The sequence below is a fragment of the Solilutibacter silvestris genome, from assembly GCF_002895945.1.
GTDB lineage: Bacteria > Pseudomonadota > Gammaproteobacteria > Xanthomonadales > Xanthomonadaceae > Solilutibacter > Solilutibacter silvestris.
Window position 1 is genome coordinate 1,043,784 of sequence record NZ_NPZB01000001.1, and the last position, 20,760, is coordinate 1,064,543.

Annotated in this window: 14 protein-coding genes; 10 read left to right on the forward strand and 4 right to left on the reverse strand. The window is 63.7% G+C overall.

Translation table 11 applies throughout. The annotated features are described in order from the left end of the window. Window positions 1–9 precede the first annotated feature (9 nt). The gene (locus tag Lysil_RS04760; protein ID WP_103074375.1) at window positions 10–1,629 is read right to left on the reverse strand and encodes a sensor histidine kinase; all 1,620 of its coding nucleotides are present in this window, start codon (window positions 1,627–1,629) and stop codon (window positions 10–12) included. Window positions 1,630–1,767: 138 nt separating this feature from the next. Here Lysil_RS04760 and sucC point away from each other — a divergent pair, with 138 nt between their 5' ends. From sucC to Lysil_RS04790, 6 genes are all read left to right on the forward strand, one after another. Further along, entirely contained in the window at window positions 1,768–2,937 is a 1,170-nt protein-coding gene (gene sucC, locus Lysil_RS04765) for an ADP-forming succinate--CoA ligase subunit beta (RefSeq protein ID WP_103074376.1), read from the forward strand. A 22-nt stretch (window positions 2,938–2,959) separates the two neighbouring features. Continuing rightward, window positions 2,960–3,835, forward strand: coding sequence for a succinate--CoA ligase subunit alpha (gene sucD, locus Lysil_RS04770; protein ID WP_103074377.1), 876 nt, complete (start codon window positions 2,960–2,962; stop codon window positions 3,833–3,835). Window positions 3,836–4,484: 649 nt separating this feature from the next. Then, entirely contained in the window at window positions 4,485–10,100 is a 5,616-nt protein-coding gene (locus Lysil_RS04775) for a putative Ig domain-containing protein (RefSeq protein WP_205756858.1), read from the forward strand. Between the two features lie 113 nt (window positions 10,101–10,213). Then, entirely contained in the window at window positions 10,214–10,486 is a 273-nt protein-coding gene (locus tag Lysil_RS04780; protein WP_103074379.1) for a type II toxin-antitoxin system CcdA family antitoxin, read from the forward strand. Beyond that, window positions 10,483–10,797 carry a CcdB family protein gene (locus Lysil_RS04785; RefSeq protein ID WP_103074380.1) on the forward strand — a complete coding sequence of 105 codons (315 nt, stop codon included), beginning with the start codon at window positions 10,483–10,485 and terminating at the stop codon, window positions 10,795–10,797. The genes Lysil_RS04780 and Lysil_RS04785 overlap by 4 nt, the downstream gene beginning before the upstream one ends. Window positions 10,798–10,801: 4 nt before the next feature. After that, window positions 10,802–12,439, forward strand: coding sequence for an NAD+ synthase (locus tag Lysil_RS04790; RefSeq protein ID WP_103074381.1), 1,638 nt, complete (start codon window positions 10,802–10,804; stop codon window positions 12,437–12,439). Between the two features lie 57 nt (window positions 12,440–12,496). Here Lysil_RS04790 and Lysil_RS04795 read toward each other — a convergent pair whose 3' ends face one another. Next, window positions 12,497–13,360: an outer membrane protein assembly factor BamD gene (locus tag Lysil_RS04795; RefSeq protein ID WP_103074382.1), complete on the reverse strand. Its 864-nt coding sequence runs from the start codon at window positions 13,358–13,360 to the stop codon at window positions 12,497–12,499. Between the two features lie 116 nt (window positions 13,361–13,476). Between Lysil_RS04795 and rluD the strand changes: the two genes are divergently transcribed. Genes rluD through Lysil_RS04810 form a run of 3 tightly spaced genes read left to right on the forward strand, consistent with a single transcriptional unit; the run spans window position 13,477 to window position 15,769 of the window. After that, window positions 13,477–14,475, forward strand: a complete 999-nt coding sequence (gene rluD / locus Lysil_RS04800; protein WP_425477148.1) for a 23S rRNA pseudouridine(1911/1915/1917) synthase RluD — start codon at window positions 13,477–13,479, stop codon at window positions 14,473–14,475. Continuing rightward, on the forward strand, window positions 14,472–15,221 hold the full coding sequence (gene pgeF / locus Lysil_RS04805; RefSeq protein WP_103074383.1) for a peptidoglycan editing factor PgeF: 750 nt from the start codon (window positions 14,472–14,474) through the stop codon (window positions 15,219–15,221). The genes rluD and pgeF overlap by 4 nt, the downstream gene beginning before the upstream one ends. Next, a complete protein-coding gene (locus Lysil_RS04810; RefSeq protein WP_103074384.1) occupies window positions 15,206–15,769 on the forward strand; it encodes a DUF4166 domain-containing protein in 564 nt (187 codons plus the stop codon). The genes pgeF and Lysil_RS04810 overlap by 16 nt, the downstream gene beginning before the upstream one ends. Here Lysil_RS04810 and Lysil_RS04815 read toward each other — a convergent pair. Then, window positions 15,756–16,508, reverse strand: a complete 753-nt coding sequence (locus Lysil_RS04815) for a YidB family protein (protein WP_165782383.1) — start codon at window positions 16,506–16,508, stop codon at window positions 15,756–15,758. The genes Lysil_RS04810 and Lysil_RS04815 overlap by 14 nt on opposite strands. A gap of 154 nt (window positions 16,509–16,662) precedes the next feature. After that, the gene (locus tag Lysil_RS04820) at window positions 16,663–17,976 is read right to left on the reverse strand and encodes a M20/M25/M40 family metallo-hydrolase (RefSeq protein ID WP_103074386.1); all 1,314 of its coding nucleotides are present in this window, start codon (window positions 17,974–17,976) and stop codon (window positions 16,663–16,665) included. A 145-nt stretch (window positions 17,977–18,121) separates the two neighbouring features. Between Lysil_RS04820 and clpB the strand changes: the two genes are divergently transcribed. Continuing rightward, entirely contained in the window at window positions 18,122–20,710 is a 2,589-nt protein-coding gene (clpB, locus tag Lysil_RS04825) for an ATP-dependent chaperone ClpB (protein WP_103074387.1), read from the forward strand. Window positions 20,711–20,760 lie beyond the last annotated feature (50 nt).

Here is a 20,760-nt window from a genome sequence, read left to right on the forward strand (position 1 = left end):
GGGGAAGGATCAGTTTAGCGCGACACCTGCGTCGTGGTTGGCGGCAGCGGTGGCGCCGGGCAGGCGCAGGCGGAAGCAGCTGCCGAAGGGCAGGCGCAGGTAGCTGAGTTCGCCCTGGTTGGCGTGCGCCAGTTCGCGGGCGATGTGCAGGCCGAGGCCGGTGCCGTGTTCCGAGGTGGTGAAGAACGGGCGGAACAGGTTGCGTTCGTCCGCTTCCGCAATCCCGGGGCCGGTGTCCATGACATCGATCGCGGGCTGGTGGGCTTCATGGCGCACGCACAGGGTGATGCGCGCCGGTTCGCCGGGCATGCGGCCGTAATAGCGCGCATTGCTGACCAGCACCAGCAGGATCTGGTGGACGTGCTTGGGATCGGCCAGCGCCGGGGCTTCGTCCTTTGGCACCACCACTTCCAGGGTGTCGGCATCGAGCGGATAGCTGCGGCGGTATTCCTCGGCGAATTCTTCGGTGACGCTGCGCAGGTCGATCGCCTGCGGGTTGGCGCGTTCGCGCCGGGCCATGCTCAGCACGCTTTCGACGATGCCGTTCATGCGCGTGGTCTGCTGGCGCACGATTTCCAGCATCTTGCGGTCCATCGCGGTGAGATCGTCGGATTCCTCCAGCAATTGCGTGGAATAACTGATGGCGGAAAGCGGGTTGCGGATTTCGTGGGCGAGGCTGGCGGAGAAGCGTCCCAGCGCGGCAAGGGTGATGCCTTCGGCGCGCCGCGACGCCTGCGAGGTGTCATCGAGGAAGACCAGCACTTCATCGCCACCGGCATGCAGGCGCAGGAATTGGGGGAGGATTTCCGCCTGGTCGGTTCCCATGCGCATCGGTTGCAGGTTGATCGCGCCGTCGCCCTGCCAATCGCGCAGGCGTTGCGCCAGTTCTGGTGATGCCAGTCCGATCGGGCGATGGCCGTCGCCTGCTTCGCCGAGCAGGGCGAGTGCGGCTTCGTTGGCGAGGCGGATCAGTCCATCGCGTTCGACGATCACCACGCCGGTCGGCATGCGCCGGATGATCAGTTCGTTGAGTGCGGCGAGATCGGCGACTTCCTCGCCACGGCGGCTGGCTTCGGTTTCGCCGCGCACCATGCGCTGGCCCATCACGTGCGTCAGCCAGGCGATGGCGAAATAACTGGCACCGAAAATCAGCGGTTCGATCCACGGGTGATCCCACGCTTCGCCGAACAATTCGCGCCAGATCAGCGGGGCAAGGAAGGTGAGGGTGGCGAGTGCCGCGGTGATCAACCCGAACATCAGCGACAACAGCAACGAGGCCGCCGCGACGTTGAGGATGAGCATGATCGCGATCACGGGCGTCGCCTGCGGGATCACGTTGATCGCCGCATTGGCGAAGAAAACGTCGAGCAGGGTGCCGAGGGCGATCTGCGGGGCGACGCGCAGCCGCGAGCGCGTGAGCAGCAACAGGACCAGCGCGCAGCCGAGGTAGGCGCAACAGATCCACGCGATCAGCCCGGCGTTGTCGATATCACCCAGCCAGTGGCCACCGATGCCCATCGCCATGGCAGCGATCATCGCCGCGGCGAATGAGCGATAGATGGCGTAGGCACGCAGTTCACGCTGGACGGTGCTGTCGGCGAAGCGCTGGATGGATCGGGTCGGGGGCACGGGATCTCCTTGGGTCCGGGCGAGTGTATCGGGCGGCCGTCGGCCCCGGTTTTGCCGCAGTGCGACATCTGCGCGACAATAGGGGGCTGGCCCGGCCCCCTGCCGCGGTCCGTCTCCCCTTCCGACTACCGGTGCGCCATGAATTTCCACGAGTACCAGGCCAAACAATTGTTCGGCGACTACGGCATTGCCGTCCCCAAGGGCCAGGTGGCCTATTCCCCAGACGAGGCGGTGACCGCTGCCAAGGCCATCGGCGGCGATTTCTGGGTGGTGAAAGCCCAGATCCACGCGGGCGGCCGCGGGAAGGCTGGCGGCGTCAAGCTGGCCAAGACCCTGGATGAGGTGAAGCAGTACGCCAAGGCGATGCTCGGCACCAGGATGGCGACCTACCAGACCGCCGGCGTCGAGCTGCCGGTCGACAGCGTGCTGATCACCCAGGCCACCAATATCGACAAGGAGCTGTACCTGTCGGTGCTGGTCGATCGCGCCACCCAGACCGTCACCTTCATCGCGTCGGCGGAAGGCGGCATGGACATCGAGCAGGTCGCCCACGAGAAGCCCGAGGCGATCAAGTCCTTGCACGTGAACTACGTTGAAGGTTTGCAGCCGTACCAGTGCCGCGATCTCGCCTTCGCGCTCGGCCTGAACGCCAAGCAGGCCGGCCAGCTGACCAAGATCATGCTCGGCCTCTACAAGCTGTTCAACGACAAGGACCTGGCGCTGGTCGAATTGAACCCGCTGGCGATCCTCGACGACGGCAACCTGGCCGTGCTCGACGGCAAGATCAATTCCGACGACAACGCCAACTTCCGTCATCCCGAACTCGTCGCGATGCGCGACGTGCGCCAGGAAGACGAGACCGAAGTGCTGGCCTCGAAGTACGACCTCAACTACGTGACCATGGAAGGCAATATCGGTTGCATGGTCAACGGCGCCGGCCTGGCGATGGCGACGATGGACGTGATTTCGCTCAACGGTGGTTCGCCGGCCAACTTCCTCGATGTCGGTGGCGGCGCCAACAAGGAGAAAGTCACCGAGGCGTTCAAGTTGATCCTGCGCTCGCCGACGGTGAAGGCGATCTTCGTCAACATCTTCGGCGGCATCGTCCGCTGCGACATGATCGCGGAAGGCATCATCGCTGCGGTCAAGGAAGTGGGCGTCAAGGTGCCGGTGATCGTGCGTCTTGAAGGCACGAATGTCGATGCCGGCAAGGAACTGCTGAAGAACTCCGGCCTGGCGATCATTCCGGCCGACGACATCAACGATGGCGCGAAGAAGGCGGTTGAAGCCGTCAAGAACGCTGCCTGATCCCACCTTCAAGGAAAACGACATGTCAGTCTTGATCAACAAGAACACGAAGGTGCTGGTGCAGGGCTTCACCGGCTCGCAGGGCACCTTCCACGCGCAACAGATGCTCGATTACGGCACCAAGGTGGTCGGTGGCGTGACGCCGGGCAAGGGTGGAACCGAACACCTCGGCCTGCCGGTGTTCGATACCATGCAGGAAGCCGTCGCGAAAACCGGCGCCGATGCGTCGGTGATCTACGTGCCGCCGCCGTTCGCCGCCGACGCGATCATGGAAGCCGCTGCTGCCGGCATCAAGGTGATCGTGTGCATCACCGAAGGCATCCCGGTGCTCGACATGATGCGCGTCAAGAACGTGCTGAAGAACACGCCGGATGCGCGCCTGATCGGGCCGAACTGCCCAGGCGTGATCACCCCCGGCGAGTGCAAGATCGGCATCATGCCGGGCCACATCCACATGCCGGGCAAGATCGGCATCGTCTCGCGTTCGGGCACGCTGACCTATGAAGCGGTGAAGCAGACGACGGATGCCGGCCTCGGCCAGTCGACCTGTATCGGCATCGGTGGCGATCCGATCAATGGAACCAACTTCATCGACGCGCTGAAGCTGTTCCAGGAAGATCCGCAGACCGAAGGCATCATCATGGTCGGCGAAATCGGTGGCAGCGCCGAAGAAGAAGCGGCCGAGTACATCGCCAAGCATGTCACCAAGCCGGTGGTCGGTTTTATCGCCGGTGCATCGGCGCCGAAGGGCAAGCGCATGGGTCACGCCGGTGCGATCGCGTCTGCGGGTTCGGGCACTGCCGAAGGCAAGTTCGCCGCGATGGAGAAGGCGGGCGTCACCACGGTGAAGTCGCCGGGCGATCTTGGCGCGGCGATCGCCAAGCGTTTGGCGAAGTGATTGTCATGTGCGTCCGATCCTGATCGGGTCGGCGCGCACAAATCGGTAAACGTGGAAGGCCGCCTTGTGCGGCCTTTCTCGTTTTCGTCACTCAAGCAGGCGAACACCTGATTTCAGGGGTGCCGGTATTCCGGAGGCGGGATTAACCTTGATGAACGCGCGCGGAGTACGCGTGGCACAGGGGATTTCTGTAATGAACACATCGGACTTGGGCCGGCGTTCGCGTCGTGTTTGTGCGGTATGGGGAGTCGCGCGGCGACTTTGGGCGATTTCCCTGCTGATGTTGGCGACGATGCTGCCGATTCAGGCTCTCGCACAAAACGCTACTACAGTCACCATCAGCGGCGCCAGCCCGGCCACATATTTCACCGCCGCAGGACAGACGCTGACGTTCCAGGTCACGCTCTGGACTGGTAACACCGACATCGACAGCCTTGTATTTACCAGTGGCAGTCCTGCGGGCATGTCGGCCTTGAACTGTCCGGCAGGAACTACAGCGATCATGTCGTCCGCCGTGTGTACTTTCACCTACACGACGACAGCAATGGACGTCGCATTGGGTCACATATCAGCTTTGGGCCGTTGGCGTGCGACGCGGCCGACTGGGGCAGCGCGTTCTGGAACGACCAATACACTGACCGTTCCCTACGTGGCGGCTTCCCCACCGACCGTAACCGGCTTGTCGCCTGCCAAGGGTGTTTTGACCGGCGGCAACACCGTGGTGATCAACGGGACAGGGCTGGCCTGGGCCACCGCCGTGAATTTCGGCGGGGTGTCTGCAACATTCACGATCAGCAACGACTCGCAGATATTGGCCACGGCACCTGCCGGAGCCGTCGGTATCGTCGACGTGACGGTGACCACGCCTGGTGGCACCAGCTCGACAGGCGTGGTAGATCAGTACACCTATGTGGCGCCGCCCACGGTGACATCGATCTCGCCGACGTCCGGGCCAACTGGCGGTGGCACCACGGTCGTGATCACCGGCACCGGTTTCGCAGCAGCACCTTCGGCCGGCGCGGTGAAGTTTGGCGCGACCAACGCGTCCTATACCGTCAACAGCAATACCCAGATCACCGCGACCTCACCGGCGGGGGCAGTCGGAACGGTCGACGTGATGGTGACCACGCTTGGTGGCACCAGTGCGACCAGTGCGGCGGATCAATACACCTACGCGCCTGCACCGACGGTGACAGCGATCTCGCCGACGTCCGGCCCGACGAGTGGCGGAACCACAGTCGTCATCACCGGTAACGGATTCGCGTCGGCACCCCCGACAGGTGCCGTGAAGTTCGGTGCGACCACGGCGTCCTACACCATCAACAGCAATACCCAGATCACCGCGACCTCACCGGCGGGGGGGGCCGGAACGGTTGACGTCACTGTGACCTCGCTTGGCGGCACCAGCGCGACCAGCGCGGCGGATCAATATACCTACGTCCCCACACCGACAGTCACGGCGATCTCGCCGATAGCCGGGCCGACTGGCGGTGGCGCCACTGTCGTCATTACGGGCGCCGGATTCAACTACGCACCGGGATCTGGCGCGGTGAAATTCGGGGCGACCGTTGCTTCCTACACCGTCAACAGCGCCACCCAGATCACCGCGACTACGCCTGCAAACCCGGCAGGCACGTACGACGTGACTGTGACCACGCCGGGCGGTACCAGCCCGACCAGCGCGGCAGATCAGTACACTTATATGCCCGCACCGACGGTGACATCGATCTCGCCCACATCGGGATCGCCCGCGGGCGGCACATCGGTGACGATCAGCGGAGCCAACTTCAGCGGCGCGACCGCGGTGACCTTCGGCGCAACCGCCGCGTTCGGTTTCACCATCAACAGCGCTACGTCGATCACTGCCACGGCGCCTGCCGGAACCGGTACGGTCGATGTCCGCGTGACCACAAGCGGCGGCACCAGCGCGACCAGCGCTGCCGATCAGTACACCTACATCGCCGCGCCTGTAGCCAATGCCGTCAGTGCCACGGTGGCGTATGGCAGCAGCAACAATCCAATCACGTTGAGCCTCACTGGCGGCGTGCCGACCAGCGTCGCGATCGCGACGGCGGCAGCGCACGGCACGGCCACGACATCGGGCACTTCGATCACTTACACCCCGACCGCAAGCTACAGCGGTCCGGACAGTTTCACTTACACCGCGACCAATGCTTCGGGCACGTCGGCGCCGGCAACGGTCACGATCACTGTGAATCCGACGAGCATCACGGTGTCGCCGACAACGCTGTCGAGCGCAACCGTCGGGGCAGCCTACAACGCAACGATCACGACCAGTGGTGGCACTTCGCCATACAGCTATGCTGTCACTGCAGGCGCAGTGCCAGCTGGCATGTCGCTGAACAGCAGTACCGGGGTGTTGTCGGGAACGCCGACTGCAGGTGGCACGTACAACTTCACGTTGACTGCGACCGATTCGTCCACTGGCACGGGTACACCGTTCACTGGCAGTCGTGCCTACTCGTTGACAGTCAATGCGCCGACGATCACGATCTCTCCGGCATCGTTGCCCGCTGGCGCGGTTGGTACGACCTACAGCCAGACGATCACGGCCAGTGGCGGGACTGCGTCCTACAGCTACGCCGTGACCGCTGGTGCATTGCCGGCAGGCATTACCTTGGGCAGCGGTGGGCAGTTGTCGGGCACGCCGGTCACAAGTGGCACGTTCAATCTCACCGTGACCGCAACCGATTCGTCCGCGGGTGCCGGGCCGTATACGGGGAGCCGTGCCTATGTGCTCACGATTTCCGCACCGTCGATTGTGGTATCGCCAGCATCGTTGCCGAACCCGCAAGTTGCCGTGTCCTACAACACCACGATCACGGCCACTGGCGGTACTGCGCCATATACCTATGCATTGAGCGGTGGCGCACTGCCAACGGGCATTGCGTTGAGCAGCGCAGGTGTGCTGTCAGGCACGCCGACTGCTTCGGGCAGTTTCAATTTCACCGTGAAGGCAACCGACGCGAACGGTTTCACCGGCAGTCAGGCATATTCAACCGTTGTGGTTGTGCCAACGCTGGCATTGAATCCCGCATCGCCGTTGCCGACTGGAATCGCGGAAATCGCCTACAGCCAGACCATCACGGCCAGCGGCGGAACTGCTCCATATGGTTATTCGCTCGTCGCCGGTGCGTTGCCTGCTGGCCTTTCGCTGAGTAACGCTGGTGTGCTGTCAGGAACACCGACGGTCGCCGGGACGTTCACCTTCACGGTGAGGGCGACCGACAGCAGCACCGGCACAGGTTCTCCATTCTCGATCAGCCGGAACTACACGCTGACGATCACTGCGCCGACGATCAGCGTGTCGCCGTCGATGTTGCCCAATGCATCGGCAGGCGTCGCCTACAGCCAGACCATCACGGCCAGTGGCGGAACTGCGCCATACAGCTATTCGCTCGCCGCCGGTGCATTGCCGCCAGGAGTCGCGCTGAGCGGTGCCGGTACGTTGTCGGGAACGCCGACCGCCGCAGGCACGTTCAACTTCACGGTCACGGCAACCGATGCTCATGGCTTCACTGGTAGCCAGGCGTATACGCTGGTGATCAGTGCGCCAACAATCACGTTGTCGCCGGTATCGCTGCCAGCCTCGACGGTGGGAGTTGCATACAGCCAGACGATCACTGCAAGCGGTGGCAATGGCAGTTACACGTATTCGCTGGCAGGTGCGTTGCCAACAGGCGTGTCGTTGAACAGCAGCGGTGCGTTGGCAGGAATACCGACTGTCCCGGGCAACTACAACTTCACCGTCACGGCGACGGATGGATTCGGCTTCACCGGAAGTCACGCGTATGCGCTGGCAGTGGGTTCACCGACGATCACACTGACGCCGACAACGCTGCCGAGCGCGACCGTGGCGACGGCCTATCCGACACAGACGTTCACGGCGAGTGGCGGCAGCACGCCCTACATGTATTCGCTGACGGCGGGCGCGTTGCCGGCAGGGATATCGCTGAATAGTGGCGGGACGCTGTCGGGAACACCGACCACTGCGGGAACCTTCAACTTCACCATCACGGCGACGGATGCCTACGGCTCGACGGGTTCGGCCAGCGTTTCGATCACGGTCGCCGCTGCTACCCAAGCGATCATCAACTTCAAGGCCAACCCGGTTGCACCAGTGTTCACGCCGAACGGCACCTTCGCGATCAGTGCGACGGGTGGTGCATCAACCAGTCCGGTGGTGTTCGCATCGACCACGACCAGTATCTGCACCGTGAGCGGCTCAACGGTGACGATGAAGTCCGCGGGCACGTGTTCGCTGGTGGCGGACCAGGCAGCGGATGCCAATTACACCGCGGCAACGCAAGTGAAGCTGGATGTGACGATCACGGCGGCGACGCAGGCGATCACCAACTTCAAGGCCAATCCTGCAGCACCGGTGTTTGCACCGAATGGCGGCTTCGCGATCAGTGCGACGGGTGGCGCATCGACCAGCCCGGTGGTGTTCGCATCAACCACGACCAACGTCTGCACCGTGAGCGGCTCAACGGTGACGATGAGGTCCGCGGGCACGTGTTCGCTGACGGCGGACCAGGCGGCGGATGCCAACTACATCGCGGCAACGCAAGTGAAGCTGGATGTGACGATCACGGCGGCGGCGCAGGCGATCACCAACTTCAAGGCCAATCCAGTTGCACCAGTGTTCGCACCGAATGGGACGTTCGCGATCTCCGCGACCGCAGGTGCATCGACCAGTCCGGTGGTGTTCGCATCGACCACGACCACCATTTGCACGGTCAGTGGTTCGACGGTGACGATGAAGTCCGCGGGTACCTGCTCGTTGACGGCAGACCAGGCAACGGATGCCAACTACACCGCGGCACCGCAGGTGAAGCTGGATGTCGTCATCGCGGCGTCAGGTCCGGTGATCGGCTGGATCGGCGCCATCCACAAGACGCAGGGTGAAACGGCATTCGATCTTCCGGTGCCGACCAGCACCAGCACGGGCGCTTTCATCTACACCAGTAGCAACACCTCGGTGGCGACGGTGAGTGGACGCACGGTGACGATCGTTGGCGGCGGTACCGCCACGCTGACGGCAACGCAGGCGGCAACCGCCAATTACACGGCTGGATCGGCGAGTACGACGCTGACCGTGGATACGCGTCCGGATCCGACCAAGGATCCCTCGGTGGCTGCGGGCCTGCAGGCCCAGGTCGATGCCAGCTTGCGTTTTGCCTCCGCACAGGAAGACAACGTGCGCGATCGCATGCGCCAGTTACGCATGGAGAAGGGCACGCCTTCCCACAACGGCCTGACTTTGAGTGTCGGTGGACGCGGTGGTGCGGGCATGTCGTTGCCGGTCGGATTGGGCGCAGCAGGTGGTGCCGGCGCTGGTGGCATCAATGGTGGCTGGTTGGGCGGCAGCATCGTCTATGGCCAGCGCAGTGGCATGCCGGGCCGCGATGGCTACAACCTGCGCAGCGACGGCATCAGCTTCGGCATGGACCACGCCTTTGGTGACTACGTGCTCGGTGCGGCGCTCGGCTCTGGGTGGGGGGCGACCGACTTCGACGATGGTCGTTCCAAGCAGGATGCCAAGCATCGTGCGTTCACCCTCTACGGCTTGTGGCGCGGCGACGAGCACTGGTATGCCGAAGGCATGTTCGGCGTCGGGCAGTTGGACTTCAACCTCACACGCTGGAGTGATGTCGCCAATGACGCCACATCGGCACAGCGCAAGGGCAACCAGCAGTACGGCTCCTTCAGCGTCGGTTACACGCAGCGCAACGACAGCTACGAGTTGACGGGCTACGGCCGCGTCGAAGGCAACCGCACCACGCTGGATGCGTATCAGGAGAGCGGACTCGGCATCTATGACCTGGCGTATCGCCGCCAGCGCATCGAGACCAGCCTCGCCGCAGTCGGCATCGAGGGCAGCTATCACGGCAAGCTCGGTGGCCATGCCTGGCGTCCGTTCTGGTCGCTGGAATATCGCGATGCCTTGAGCAACAGCGGCAACGCGGCGATCAATTACGCGGTGCAACCTGCAACCGGTGATTACCTGCTGGCATTGCATGGGTATGCCGACAGGATGTGGGCACTGGGTGGTGGTTTCGACCTGGAGCTGGCACGCGGTTGGCAGATGACCATCAACTACCGCCGCGAGGAGTACAACGGGCTCCGCAACAACGTGTTCGGGTTGCGGGTTGTATTCGGGCAAGGCGGGGGAATGCCTGCATACATGCTGACGCCGGCGCAGTACAAGGGCGCGTCGATCTATCCGCACCCGCAGCCCTGAGCGGGAGGAATGGAAAATGAAGAGGCCGCCTTCGGGCGGCTTTTTCATGGTTGACACGCAATTGATATGCGCATAAGTTATGCGCATTGATGATGCGAATCAGGAGATCTGCCATGGCATTGCGTGTCCGTGAAACTGCCGTCGCAGGTCACAAGCGCTCGGCCAACCTCAGCGTCAACGCCGAATTGCTCGATGACGCCAAGGCGCTCGACATCAACCTGTCGGCCACGCTGGAAAAGGCGCTGGACGAAGCCGTGCGCGCCCGCAGGCGCGAGCAGTGGCTGGAGGAAAATCGCGAGGCGATCGCCGCGTACAACGCGCGCATCGAGCGAGACGGGATGGCGGGTGATCATGTGCGCGCATTCAAGGCAAGAACCGGGGCATGAGCCAGTTCTTCGTCTATGCCAATGCAGACGCTGCCTCGAAGAAGCAGATTCCATACTGGCTGAACGTGCAAAGCGACTTGATCGGCATGGTGGATTCGCGAGTCGTGGTGCCGTTGATCGCGATCGAGCGCGCAGGAACGCCGATCAGTCGGTTGATGCCGTTGCTTGAGGTGGATGGCAAGAACATGGTGCTGGATACCACGCAAATCACCAATGCACCCAAGCGGATGCTCGGGAAGAAAGTGGTCGATTTGTCCCGGGAGCGATCGGTCATCATGGCCGCGTTGGACATGCTGATTTCAGGAATCTGATTCGATGACGCATCGGCTCCGCATCGCGCTCGCGCAATTCGATTTCCCCGTCGGTGATGTCGCTGGCAACGCGCGGCGCATCATTGATTTGATCGCTGAAGCGCGCGACGTCCATCGCGCCGATATCGTGATGTTCCCGGAACTCGCGGTGTCCGGCTATCCGCCCGAAGACCTGCTGTACCGGCCGTCGTTCCTGCGCGATTGCGAGCTTGCCCTCGATGACGTGGCGAGATCGGTTAGCGGTATCGTCGCTGTCGTCGGCTGGCCGCAGTCGGCGGGCGCCGTGGTCTACAACGCTGCCAGCGTATTGCGCGATGGCGGCATCGACCGCAGCTACCGCAAGCGTGAACTGCCCAATTACGCGGTGTTCGATGAACGTCGCTATTTCGATGTCGACCCCGATCGCGACGACTGCGTGTTCGAGGTCAAGGGCGTGCCGGTCGGGTTGGTGATCTGCGAGGACCTGTGGTTCCCGGAACCGATTGCATCGACAGTCAAGGCCGGTGCGCGGTTGCTGCTGGTGCCGAATGCATCGCCGTTCGAACGCGACAAGTCTATACAACGCGATGCCTTGATGGCCGAACGCAGCCGCGACAACGGCGTGGGTATCGCCTATCTCAACGTGGTCGGCGGGCAGGATGCGCTGGTGTTCGATGGCGCATCGGTGCTGGCCGATGGCGATGGCACGCTGCATCCGGCGGCGGAAGCGTTCGCCGAGCACTGGCTGGTCGCGGATTACGATGCGTCGTCGCGCAAATTCACGCGTGTGCAGTGGCCGGCGGAAACCGACGAAAGTCGCGAAAGCCTGGCGTGGCGCGCGATCGTGCGCGGCATTCGCGATTACTGCGGCAAGAACGGCTTCACCAGGACATGGCTTGGGCTGTCGGGCGGCATCGATTCCTCATTGGTGATGGCGCTGGCGGTCGATGCATTGGGTGCCGAGAACGTCACCGCGGTGCGGATGCCGTCGCGCTATACCGCCGATCTCTCCAACGATCTCGCGCAGCAGCAGTGCGATGCGCTGGGCGTGCGCCTGCTGGCGTTGCCGATCGAGCAGCCGTTCGAGGCCTATCTGCACACCTTGCGCGAGACCTTCGCCGGCAAGGACGCCGATGTCACCGAGGAAAACCTGCAGTCGCGCATCCGTGGCGCGCTGATGATGGCGATGAGCAACAAGTTCGGCGGTCTGCTGTTGACCACCGGCAACAAGAGCGAATACGCGGTCGGTTACGCCACGATCTACGGCGACATGTGCGGTGGTTACGCGCCGATCAAGGATCTCTACAAGACCGAGGTGTTCGCATTGTCGCGCTGGCGCAATGCCGTTGCTGGTCGCGAGGAGATTCCGGTCGCGGTGATCGAGCGCCCGCCCAGCGCCGAATTGCGCGAGAACCAGAAGGATCAGGATTCGCTGCCGCCCTACGACGTGCTCGACGCGATCCTGCTGCGCCATGTCGACCAGGAGCAGTCGCGCGATGAAATCGTCGCCGAAGGGTTCGATCCCGCGATCGTCGACAGGGTGGTGCGATTGGTGCGCATCAGCGAGTGGAAGCGTCATCAGGCCGCGCCCGGACCGAAGGTATCGCGGCGTGCGTTCGGCAAGGAGCGCCGCTATCCGATCAGCAACGGATATCGCGGATAGCACCAACGAAAACGGGACCCGCAGGTCCCGTTTTTTCATGCATCCGATGCGCCGCGGTCAATGACGACCGATCGCCTCGTCGCCACCGCGCGCGAACGGATTCAGGCGATGGAAGATCGACGAATCCTTCGGCCAGCCGCCCTTCAACCACGGATGCTGGGGATCGTTCTGGGCCAGCACGCGCTTGGCATCGTCGGCCAGCGGCTTGTTGCCGAGGCGCGTGTAGGCTTCGGCCAGGATGGCGACGGCGTCGTTCTGGTACTTGCTCTGCGGATAGGTTTCCAGCAGGTACTTGGCACGGTCGGCGGCACCGACCCAGGCGTCGCGGCGCAGGTAATAGACAGCGGTGCCGAGCTCGAAGCGCGCGAACTGGTCGCGCAGGTAGATCATGTGCTGGCGGGCGTCACCGGCGTAGCGGCTGTTGGGGAAGCGTTCGACGATCAGGCCGAAATCGTTGTAGGCCTGCATCGGCGCGGCGAGGTCGCGCTGGCTCATGTCGAGGTCGAACACGTGCTGCAGGAACACCGCGTTGCGCGACTGGTTGGCCAATCCGCGCAGGTAGTACATGTACGGCACGTTGCGATTGGTCGGATAGGTGCGCAGGAAGCGGTCGATCGAGGAGATCGCGTCGTCGTTGTTGTTCGACTTGTACTGCGCGTAGGCCATTTCCATCAACGCCTGCTCGGCGTACGGCCCGTACGGGTACTGCGCGATCAGCCGCTTGAAGTCCTCTTCGGCGTTGCCGTAGCTGCCGCTCATGACCTGCTGGTGCGCCTTGTCGTAGATCGTCGCGACGGGCTGGCCCTCGACGTCCTTGCCCTTCTTCTTGGACTTGCCGAACATGCTGCAACCGGACATGGCCACGGTCAGGGTCAGCAGGAGCACGATGGCCGGTGTGGTGGAGCGCAGGCGTAGGGTCATGGATCGCAGGCAGGACGCGGGGAAAGCGGAACCGCGATAATACCCCAGCCGATCCGGTGGCCCGTCCGTCCGGATGAACGCCACCCGACTCTCTCCATTATCCGAGCTCGTCCCCAATCGTGACCGACTCCGCACCCACAGACTCCGAAACCCTCGCCGCCACCGTGCCCTACGCACTGGCCGGCAAACGCCTGGACGCCACCCTGGCCGAACTGTTCCCGCAATATTCGCGGGCGCGCCTGGCGGGCTGGATCAAGTCCGGCAACGTCACCGTGGATGGCGAAGGCGCCCGCCCGCGCGACACCCTGCGCGGCGGCGAGGCGATCGCGCTGACCGTGGTACTGGAGGCCCAGACCCACGCCGAGCCGCAGGACATCCCGCTGACGATCCTCTACGAGGACGCCGATCTCTTCGTGATCGACAAGCCGGCAGGCCTGGTGGTGCATCCGGGCGCCGGCAACCCCGATGGCACCCTGGTCAACGCCTTGCTGTTTCGCGATCCCTCGCTGGCGGCGCTGCCGCGAGCCGGCGTGGTCCATCGCCTCGACAAGGACACCTCGGGCGTGATGGTGGTGGCGCGCACGCTGCCGGCGCAGACAAAATTGGTGGAGATGCTGGCCGCCCGCGATGTCCATCGCCAATATCTCGCCATCGTCGTTGGCGCGATGGTGTCCGGTGGCACCGCCGATGCCGCGATCGATCGCCATCCGCGCGATCGCCTGCGCATGACCGTGCGCGAAGATGGCCGCGACGCGGTGACCCATTACCGACTGCGCGACCGCTACCGTGCGCACACCGCGCTGGAGTGCCGGCTGGAAACCGGACGCACCCACCAGATTCGCGTCCATATGCAGCACATCAAGCATCCCATCGTCGGTGATCCGCTCTACGGCGGTGCGCTGCGACTGCCCAAGGGCGCCACGGACGAGTTGACGGCGGCGTTGCGCGGCTTCAAGCGCCAGGCCCTGCACGCGGAAGTGCTGGAATTCGCCCACCCGATCACCGGCGTGACCATCCGCTGCCAGGCCGATGTGCCCGCGGACATGCGTGGATTGATGAAGGCGCTGCGCGAAGACACCCGCGCCCACGACGAGGCCAGCGCGGGCCGCCGATGAGCCGCGCGTGGATCGTAGCCGATTGGCCGGCGCCGCCACGCGTCCGTGTCGTGACCACGACGCGGCATGGGCTCGGGGTGTCGCAAGCACCGTTCGATCATCTCAACCTTGGGCTGCGCAATGGCGATACTGTCGACGCGGCGCTGGAGAATCGGCGCTTGCTTGAAGCCGCGTTGGAACTGCCGTCATCGCCACGCTGGTTGCGGCAGGTGCATGGAACGGCTGTCGTGCGCTTCGAGAAAGAAGGGTCGCATTCCGATGAACCCGAAGCCGATGCGTCCATGACCTCGACACCCGGCGTGGTGCTCGCCATCCTCACCGCCGACTGTTTGCCGGTGGTGGTGGCCGCGCGCGATGGCAGCGAAATCGCGGCCGCGCACGCCGGCTGGAAAGGCCTGTCGGGTGGAGTGCTGGAAGCGACCATCGCCGCGATGCAAACATCGCCCCACGATTGCATCGCATGGCTGGGGCCGGCCGCAGGTCCGCAGGCCTACGAAATCGGTGAAGACGTGCGCGACGCCTTTCTTGCCCATGATCGCCGTGCCGAGTCCGCCTTCGTGCCGACGCGTCCCGGGCACTGGTTGATCGATCTCTACGCCATCGCCCGTCAACGGCTCGCCGACGCCGGTGTGCGCGAAGTGCATGGCGGCACCCATTGCACCATCACCGAATCACGGACATTTTTCTCGCATCGTCGCGACCAGCGCACGGGTCGGATGGCGACGCTCGCATGGATCGAATCTTGAGCATCACCTTGTTCCAGCGCCTGCTTGGCGCCGAGTTCTTTCACCTGGCACCGGCGATCAAGGAATTGCACGGTCGCCATGGTGACTTCCGTCATGCGGGAGTCGCCAGCGTCCGCCGCGGCCGCGGTCCGTTGAAAGCGCTGTTGGCGCGCATCGCCGGATTGCCGCCGACGATGGAGGACGCGCCGATCGAAGTGCGTTTCAACAGCACGGCTGACGGCGAAGTCTGGCGGCGTCGCTTTGGTACGGCCGCGATGCAGTCACGCCTGCGTGCTGGCGATGGATTGCTGGTGGAACGCCTCGGGCCATGTACGTTCGGTATACGCCTGGTGCGCATCGGCAAGGAACTGGCGTGGACGGTGGAACGCGCGCGCCTGTTCGGCATCATGCAGCTGCCGGCGACATTGTTCGATGGCGTGCGTTGTCGCGAATCGGAAGACGAGGCGGGCCGTTACCGCTTCTTCGTCGAAGCGCGATTGCCGGTGATCGGACTGCTGATTCGCTACGAAGGTTGGCTGCAGCCGGCAGATGCGGTCACTGCAGGTTGAGCTGCTTCAGCCAGGGATTGAGCAAGCCGCTCCACCACGCGTAGTAGACGCCTCCTGCGACCAAGGCGATCACGATCAGCCACACCAGCCAACCCCAGCCGCCTTGCTTGCGCGGCTGCGGCCTTGAGTGGAATTGCCTGGGATCGGTGGTTGCGGCGAACCCGGCAGGCGCGACGCCTGCGACCGCCGCCGCCATCGCCTCGGCGCGACTGGCCGTCGGCATCGCCAAGGGGATGGAATTCGGGGAGCGCATCGTCGTTGATGGAGTTGGTTGCGACACGACCGGGCGCAGCGATTCCGCCAGCGGGATCACATGCGGTTCGGGTTCTTCGGGAACGACAGTGTCCTCCACCCTTTGTTCATTCGAGTGTGTCGATATGACGGCACCCGGCATGCGTCGGCCCGGGGTGAGTTCGGCGACCAATCGCGGCAACACGCCGGCGATCGCCGCTGCCAATGTCGCGCGACTGGTGCCGAGGCGGTTGCTCCAATCGTTGAGCAGGCCCTGTCCGAACACGGTGCCGACATCACCGGCATTGAGCAGGCGTTGACTCGCGGGATTGCCGATCCATTCGGAGACCAGTTCGCCATGGCCCTGTTCGCGAAAGCCTTCGACGAAGCCGCCGAAGCCGCCGCGACGATCATTGAAGATATAGCCGACCAGCAGGCCAAACAGCTCGGGGCTGCGATCGCCCAATCCGTAACGGTCGGACAAGTCGCTCACTACGGCATCGAACATCGGGGCTCTCCGGTAGAGCGGCGCCCCCCGCACCACATGGTTGAACATGAATGTATGCGTCGATGCTAACGGTCGAAGTGTTGTCGTTCCTAAACGGCGCCGGAACAAAAAGTGAATACGTACGAATACCAATGCTCGGAACGTGGGCAAGTTCTCAGCGCGGTGTCTGCGCGAGACGAGTCATCAGGATCGCGGCGCGCTTGGCTTGACGCGCAATCGAATCGAGATCGGCGGACTCGCCCGGGGCATGGCTGCCCGATCCTGAGACGCCCATGCCGATCAGGCCATCGATATCGGCGGCGACAAAGGAAATATCGCCGGCACCACGCTTGAGTGGATCGAGTTCGCGCATGTCCGCCAGGCCGAGATCGCGATTCACGACGTTGAGTTTCGCCAGCAGCCCATGGTTCCCTGTGGTCGGCGCCATCGGCGGGTAGTGTTCCTCGACTTCCAGCGCCGCATCGGTCTGCGGCAGATGGCGCGCGACGATCGCCTGCATCTTTTCGCGCACGCGCCTGGTCTGTTCGGCGCTGAGCGTGCGGAAATCGCCGCGGGCGAGCGCGATCGGCGCGATGATGTTGTCCTTGCCGCTGGCGGTGAGATGCGATTTCCCGGCATCGAATGTCGCGTCCTGGCCACCGCCGACCAAGCCGACGTTGAAGGTGAGATTCGCTTCCGGAAGCTCGTTGCGGAACGCAGTGATGATGCGCGCGAGTTCGAAGATCGCGCCGTCGCCCATCTCTTTCGAGAAGATTCCCGAACTGTGGCCGGACTTGCCGCGCGCGGTCAGCGTCCACACGTTGGAGGAGCGGCGCGCGATCGATCCCATGTCATGTCCGTTCTCGCGCGCGAGGTTCTCGAAATCCAGCGCGACGTCGGCGCGCTTGCCGGCGGCGATCAGATCAGCACGAGCAACTTCCAGTGGGCTGCCGACGTCTTCCTCGTCGCCGGTCAGCACCACTTCGATGTCGGCATCGCGCAGGGTGCCGGCATTGTGCATCGCGCGCAACGCGGCGAGCATCACCACGTCGCCGCCCTTGTCGTCGCCCACGCCCGGGCCGATCGCGCGCATGCCGTCGCGACGGAATCCCTTGAACGGGCTGTCCGCTTCGAACACGGTATCGAGATGGCCGATCAGCAGGATGCGCTTGCCGTTGCCGGAACCGGCGTGGGTGGCGATCAGGTGACCGGCGCGTTTGGTCTGCGGCAACGGCTTCCATTGCACGCGAAAGCCCAGCGCCTCGAATTCCGGGCGCAGCATCCGCGCCACCGCTTCCACGCCGGCCGGGTTGTAGGTGCCGCTGTTCTGCTCGACCAGTCGCTGCAGCAGGGCGATGTCGCGCGCCTGTCCGGCATCCACCGCAGCGACGATCTTCTGTTCCGGTGGCGACAGCCCATCCGCCCACGCGGGAATGGCGAGGAACAGGCAGGACACCGTGGCGCAGGCGAGACGGGCGATCGGGGGCATGTCGGCGTGGTTCGGGCGAGGAATTGACCTGACGATAACGCAGGCATCGCCCGGCCGCAGCAGTGTCTTGAAACTACACGCAAGTGCCGCATTTCAGGATATTGTTGGCCGTCATGCAGGCGGCGATTCAATCGAGGATTTCTCCATGCGCATGGACAAACTCACGTCGCGGTTCCAGCAGGCGCTCAGCGATGCGCAATCGCTGGCGGTCGGCCGCGACAACACCATCATCGAACCCGCCCACTTGCTGCTGGCCTTGCTCGACCAGCAGGGTGGCGGCACGCGCCCGTTGCTGGCGCAGGCCGGTGTCAATGTACCGGTGCTGCGCGAGCGGGTGGTCGAGGCGCTCGACAAGTTGCCGAAAGTCAGCGGGCAGGCCGGCAACATCAGCGTCGGCAACGACCTGGCACGCCTGCTCAACGTCACCGACAAGCTGGCGCAGCAGCGCGGCGACAGCTTCATCGCCAGCGAGTTGTTCCTGCTCGCCCTGCTGGATGATGGTGGTGATAGCGGGCGTGCGTTGAAGGCGGCGGGCGGACAGCGCGCACCATTGGAAGCGGCCATCGACAAGATGCGTGGAGGAGAGAAAGTGCAGGACGAAAATGCCGAAGACCAGCGCCAGGCGCTGGAGAAATACACCATCGACCTCACCGCTCGCGCGGAGAAGGGCAAGATGGATCCGGTGGTTGGCCGCGACGAGGAAATCCGTCGCTGCATCCAGGTGCTGCAACGGCGCACCAAGAACAATCCGGTGCTGATCGGCGAACCGGGTGTCGGCAAGACCGCGATCGTCGAAGGGTTGGCGCAGCGCATCGTCAACAACGAAGTGCCGGAAGGCCTGCGCGGCAAGCGCCTGCTCTCGCTCGATCTGGGTGCGTTGATCGCCGGCGCCAAGTTCCGTGGCGAATTCGAGGAGCGGCTGAAGAACGTGCTCAATGATCTCGCCAAGAACGAGGGCCAGATCATCCTCTTCATCGACGAGATCCACACCATGGTCGGCGCCGGCAAGGCCGATGGCGCGATGGACGCCGGCAACATGCTGAAACCGGCATTGGCACGCGGCGAACTGCACTGCATCGGCGCGACCACGCTCGACGAATATCGCAAATACATCGAGAAGGACGCGGCGCTGGAGCGGCGTTTCCAGAAAGTGTTCGTCGGCGAACCCACGGTCGAGGACACCATCGCGATCCTGCGCGGGCTCAAGGAAAAGTACGCGGTGCACCACGGCGTCGAGATCACCGATCCTGCGATTGTCGCGGCGGCCACGCTGTCGAATCGCTACATCGCCGATCGCCAGTTGCCCGACAAGGCCATCGACCTGATGGACGAAGCGGCATCGCGCATCCGCATGGAGATCGATTCCAAGCCGGAAGAGCTTGATCGCAAGGAACGCCGCCTGATCCAGCTCAAGATCCAGCGCGAGGCATTGAAGAAGGAGAAGGATCCCGAATCGAAGAAGCGCCTGGCTGATCTCGAGGACGAAATCGGCAAGCTCGAGCGTGAGTACAACGACCTCGAGGAAATCTGGAAATCCGAGAAGGCGATGCTGCAGGGCACGACGAAGATCAAGGAGAAGATCGAAGAGGCCAAGCTGCAACTGGAGGCCGCGCAACGCACGCAGGATTTTGCGCGGATGAGCGAGATCCAGTACGGAACGCTGCCCGAGCTGGAAAAGGAGTTGAAGACGGCGCAGGAACGCGAAGCCGACAAGAGCGGCTTCAGGCTGCTGCAGGACAAGGTCACCGCCGAGGAAATCGCCGAAGTGGTCGCGCGCTGGACCGGCATCCCGGTCAGCAAGATGCTGGAAGGCGAGCGCGACAAGTTGCTGAAGATGGAACAGCACCTCGGCACGCGCGTGGTCGGCCAGGAAGAAGCGATCAAGGTGGTATCGGATGCGGTGCGGCGTTCGCGTGCCGGCTTGTCCGACCCGAATCGGCCGAGTGGTTCGTTCCTGTTCCTCGGCCCGACCGGCGTCGGCAAGACCGAGTTGACCAAGGCGCTGGCCGATTTCCTGTTCGATTCACCCGATGCGATGGTGCGCATCGACATGAGCGAGTTCATGGAGAAGCACAGCGTCTCGCGGCTGATCGGTGCGCCTCCGGGCTATGTCGGTTACGAGGAAGGTGGTTACCTGACCGAGGCGGTGCGTCGTCGTCCATACAGCGTGATCCTGCTCGACGAGGTGGAGAAGGCGCATCCCGATGTGTTCAACATCCTGTTGCAGGTGCTGGACGATGGTCGCCTCACCGATGGCCAGGGACGCACGGTCGATTTCCGCAACACCGTGATCGTGATGACGTCGAACCTCGGCTCGCACCAGATCCAGGAGATGGATAGCGATGACTCGCCCGAAGCCTACATGCAGATGAAGGCGGCGGTCATGGCGGTGGTGCAGGCGCATTTCCGCCCCGAGTTCATCAATCGCCTCGATGACATCGTGGTGTTCCACCCGCTGACCAAGGCGCAGATCAAGTCGATCGCGGCGATCCAGCTCAAGGGTCTTGAGAAGCGCCTGGCCGAGCGCGGCATCGGCATCGAGCTCAGCGACAAGGCGTTCGACCTGCTCGGCAATGTCGGTTTCGATCCGGTGTACGGCGCGCGCCCGCTCAAGCGCGCGATCCAGCAGCAGATCGAGAACCCGCTGGCGCAGGACATCCTGTCTGGCAAGTTCGGCAATGGCGACGTGGTGAAGGTCGATGCCGTTGGTGGGAAACTGGTGTTCGTGAAGTAGAACCAACAACGGGCCGTGAGGCCCGTTGTTGGTGTTGCGGTGGTCGCGAG

Excerpts from the sequence above, each read along its gene's own strand:
- sucC (WP_103074376.1), top strand. The coding sequence starts at position 1,768 with ATGAATTTCCACGAGTACCAGGCCAAACAATTGTTCGGCGACTACGGC.
- sucD (WP_103074377.1), top strand. The coding sequence starts at position 2,960 with ATGTCAGTCTTGATCAACAAGAACACGAAGGTGCTGGTGCAGGGCTTC.
- Lysil_RS04780 (WP_103074379.1), top strand. The coding sequence starts at position 10,214 with ATGGCATTGCGTGTCCGTGAAACTGCCGTCGCAGGTCACAAGCGCTCG.
- Lysil_RS04785 (WP_103074380.1), top strand. The coding sequence starts at position 10,483 with ATGAGCCAGTTCTTCGTCTATGCCAATGCAGACGCTGCCTCGAAGAAG.
- Lysil_RS04790 (WP_103074381.1), top strand. The coding sequence starts at position 10,802 with ATGACGCATCGGCTCCGCATCGCGCTCGCGCAATTCGATTTCCCCGTC.
- Lysil_RS04795 (WP_103074382.1), bottom strand. The coding sequence starts at position 13,360 with ATGACCCTACGCCTGCGCTCCACCACACCGGCCATCGTGCTCCTGCTG.
- pgeF (WP_103074383.1), top strand. The coding sequence starts at position 14,472 with ATGAGCCGCGCGTGGATCGTAGCCGATTGGCCGGCGCCGCCACGCGTC.
- Lysil_RS04810 (WP_103074384.1), top strand. The coding sequence starts at position 15,206 with ATGGATCGAATCTTGAGCATCACCTTGTTCCAGCGCCTGCTTGGCGCC.
- Lysil_RS04815 (WP_165782383.1), bottom strand. The coding sequence starts at position 16,508 with ATGTTCGATGCCGTAGTGAGCGACTTGTCCGACCGTTACGGATTGGGC.
- Lysil_RS04820 (WP_103074386.1), bottom strand. The coding sequence starts at position 17,976 with ATGCCCCCGATCGCCCGTCTCGCCTGCGCCACGGTGTCCTGCCTGTTC.
- clpB (WP_103074387.1), top strand. The coding sequence starts at position 18,122 with ATGCGCATGGACAAACTCACGTCGCGGTTCCAGCAGGCGCTCAGCGAT.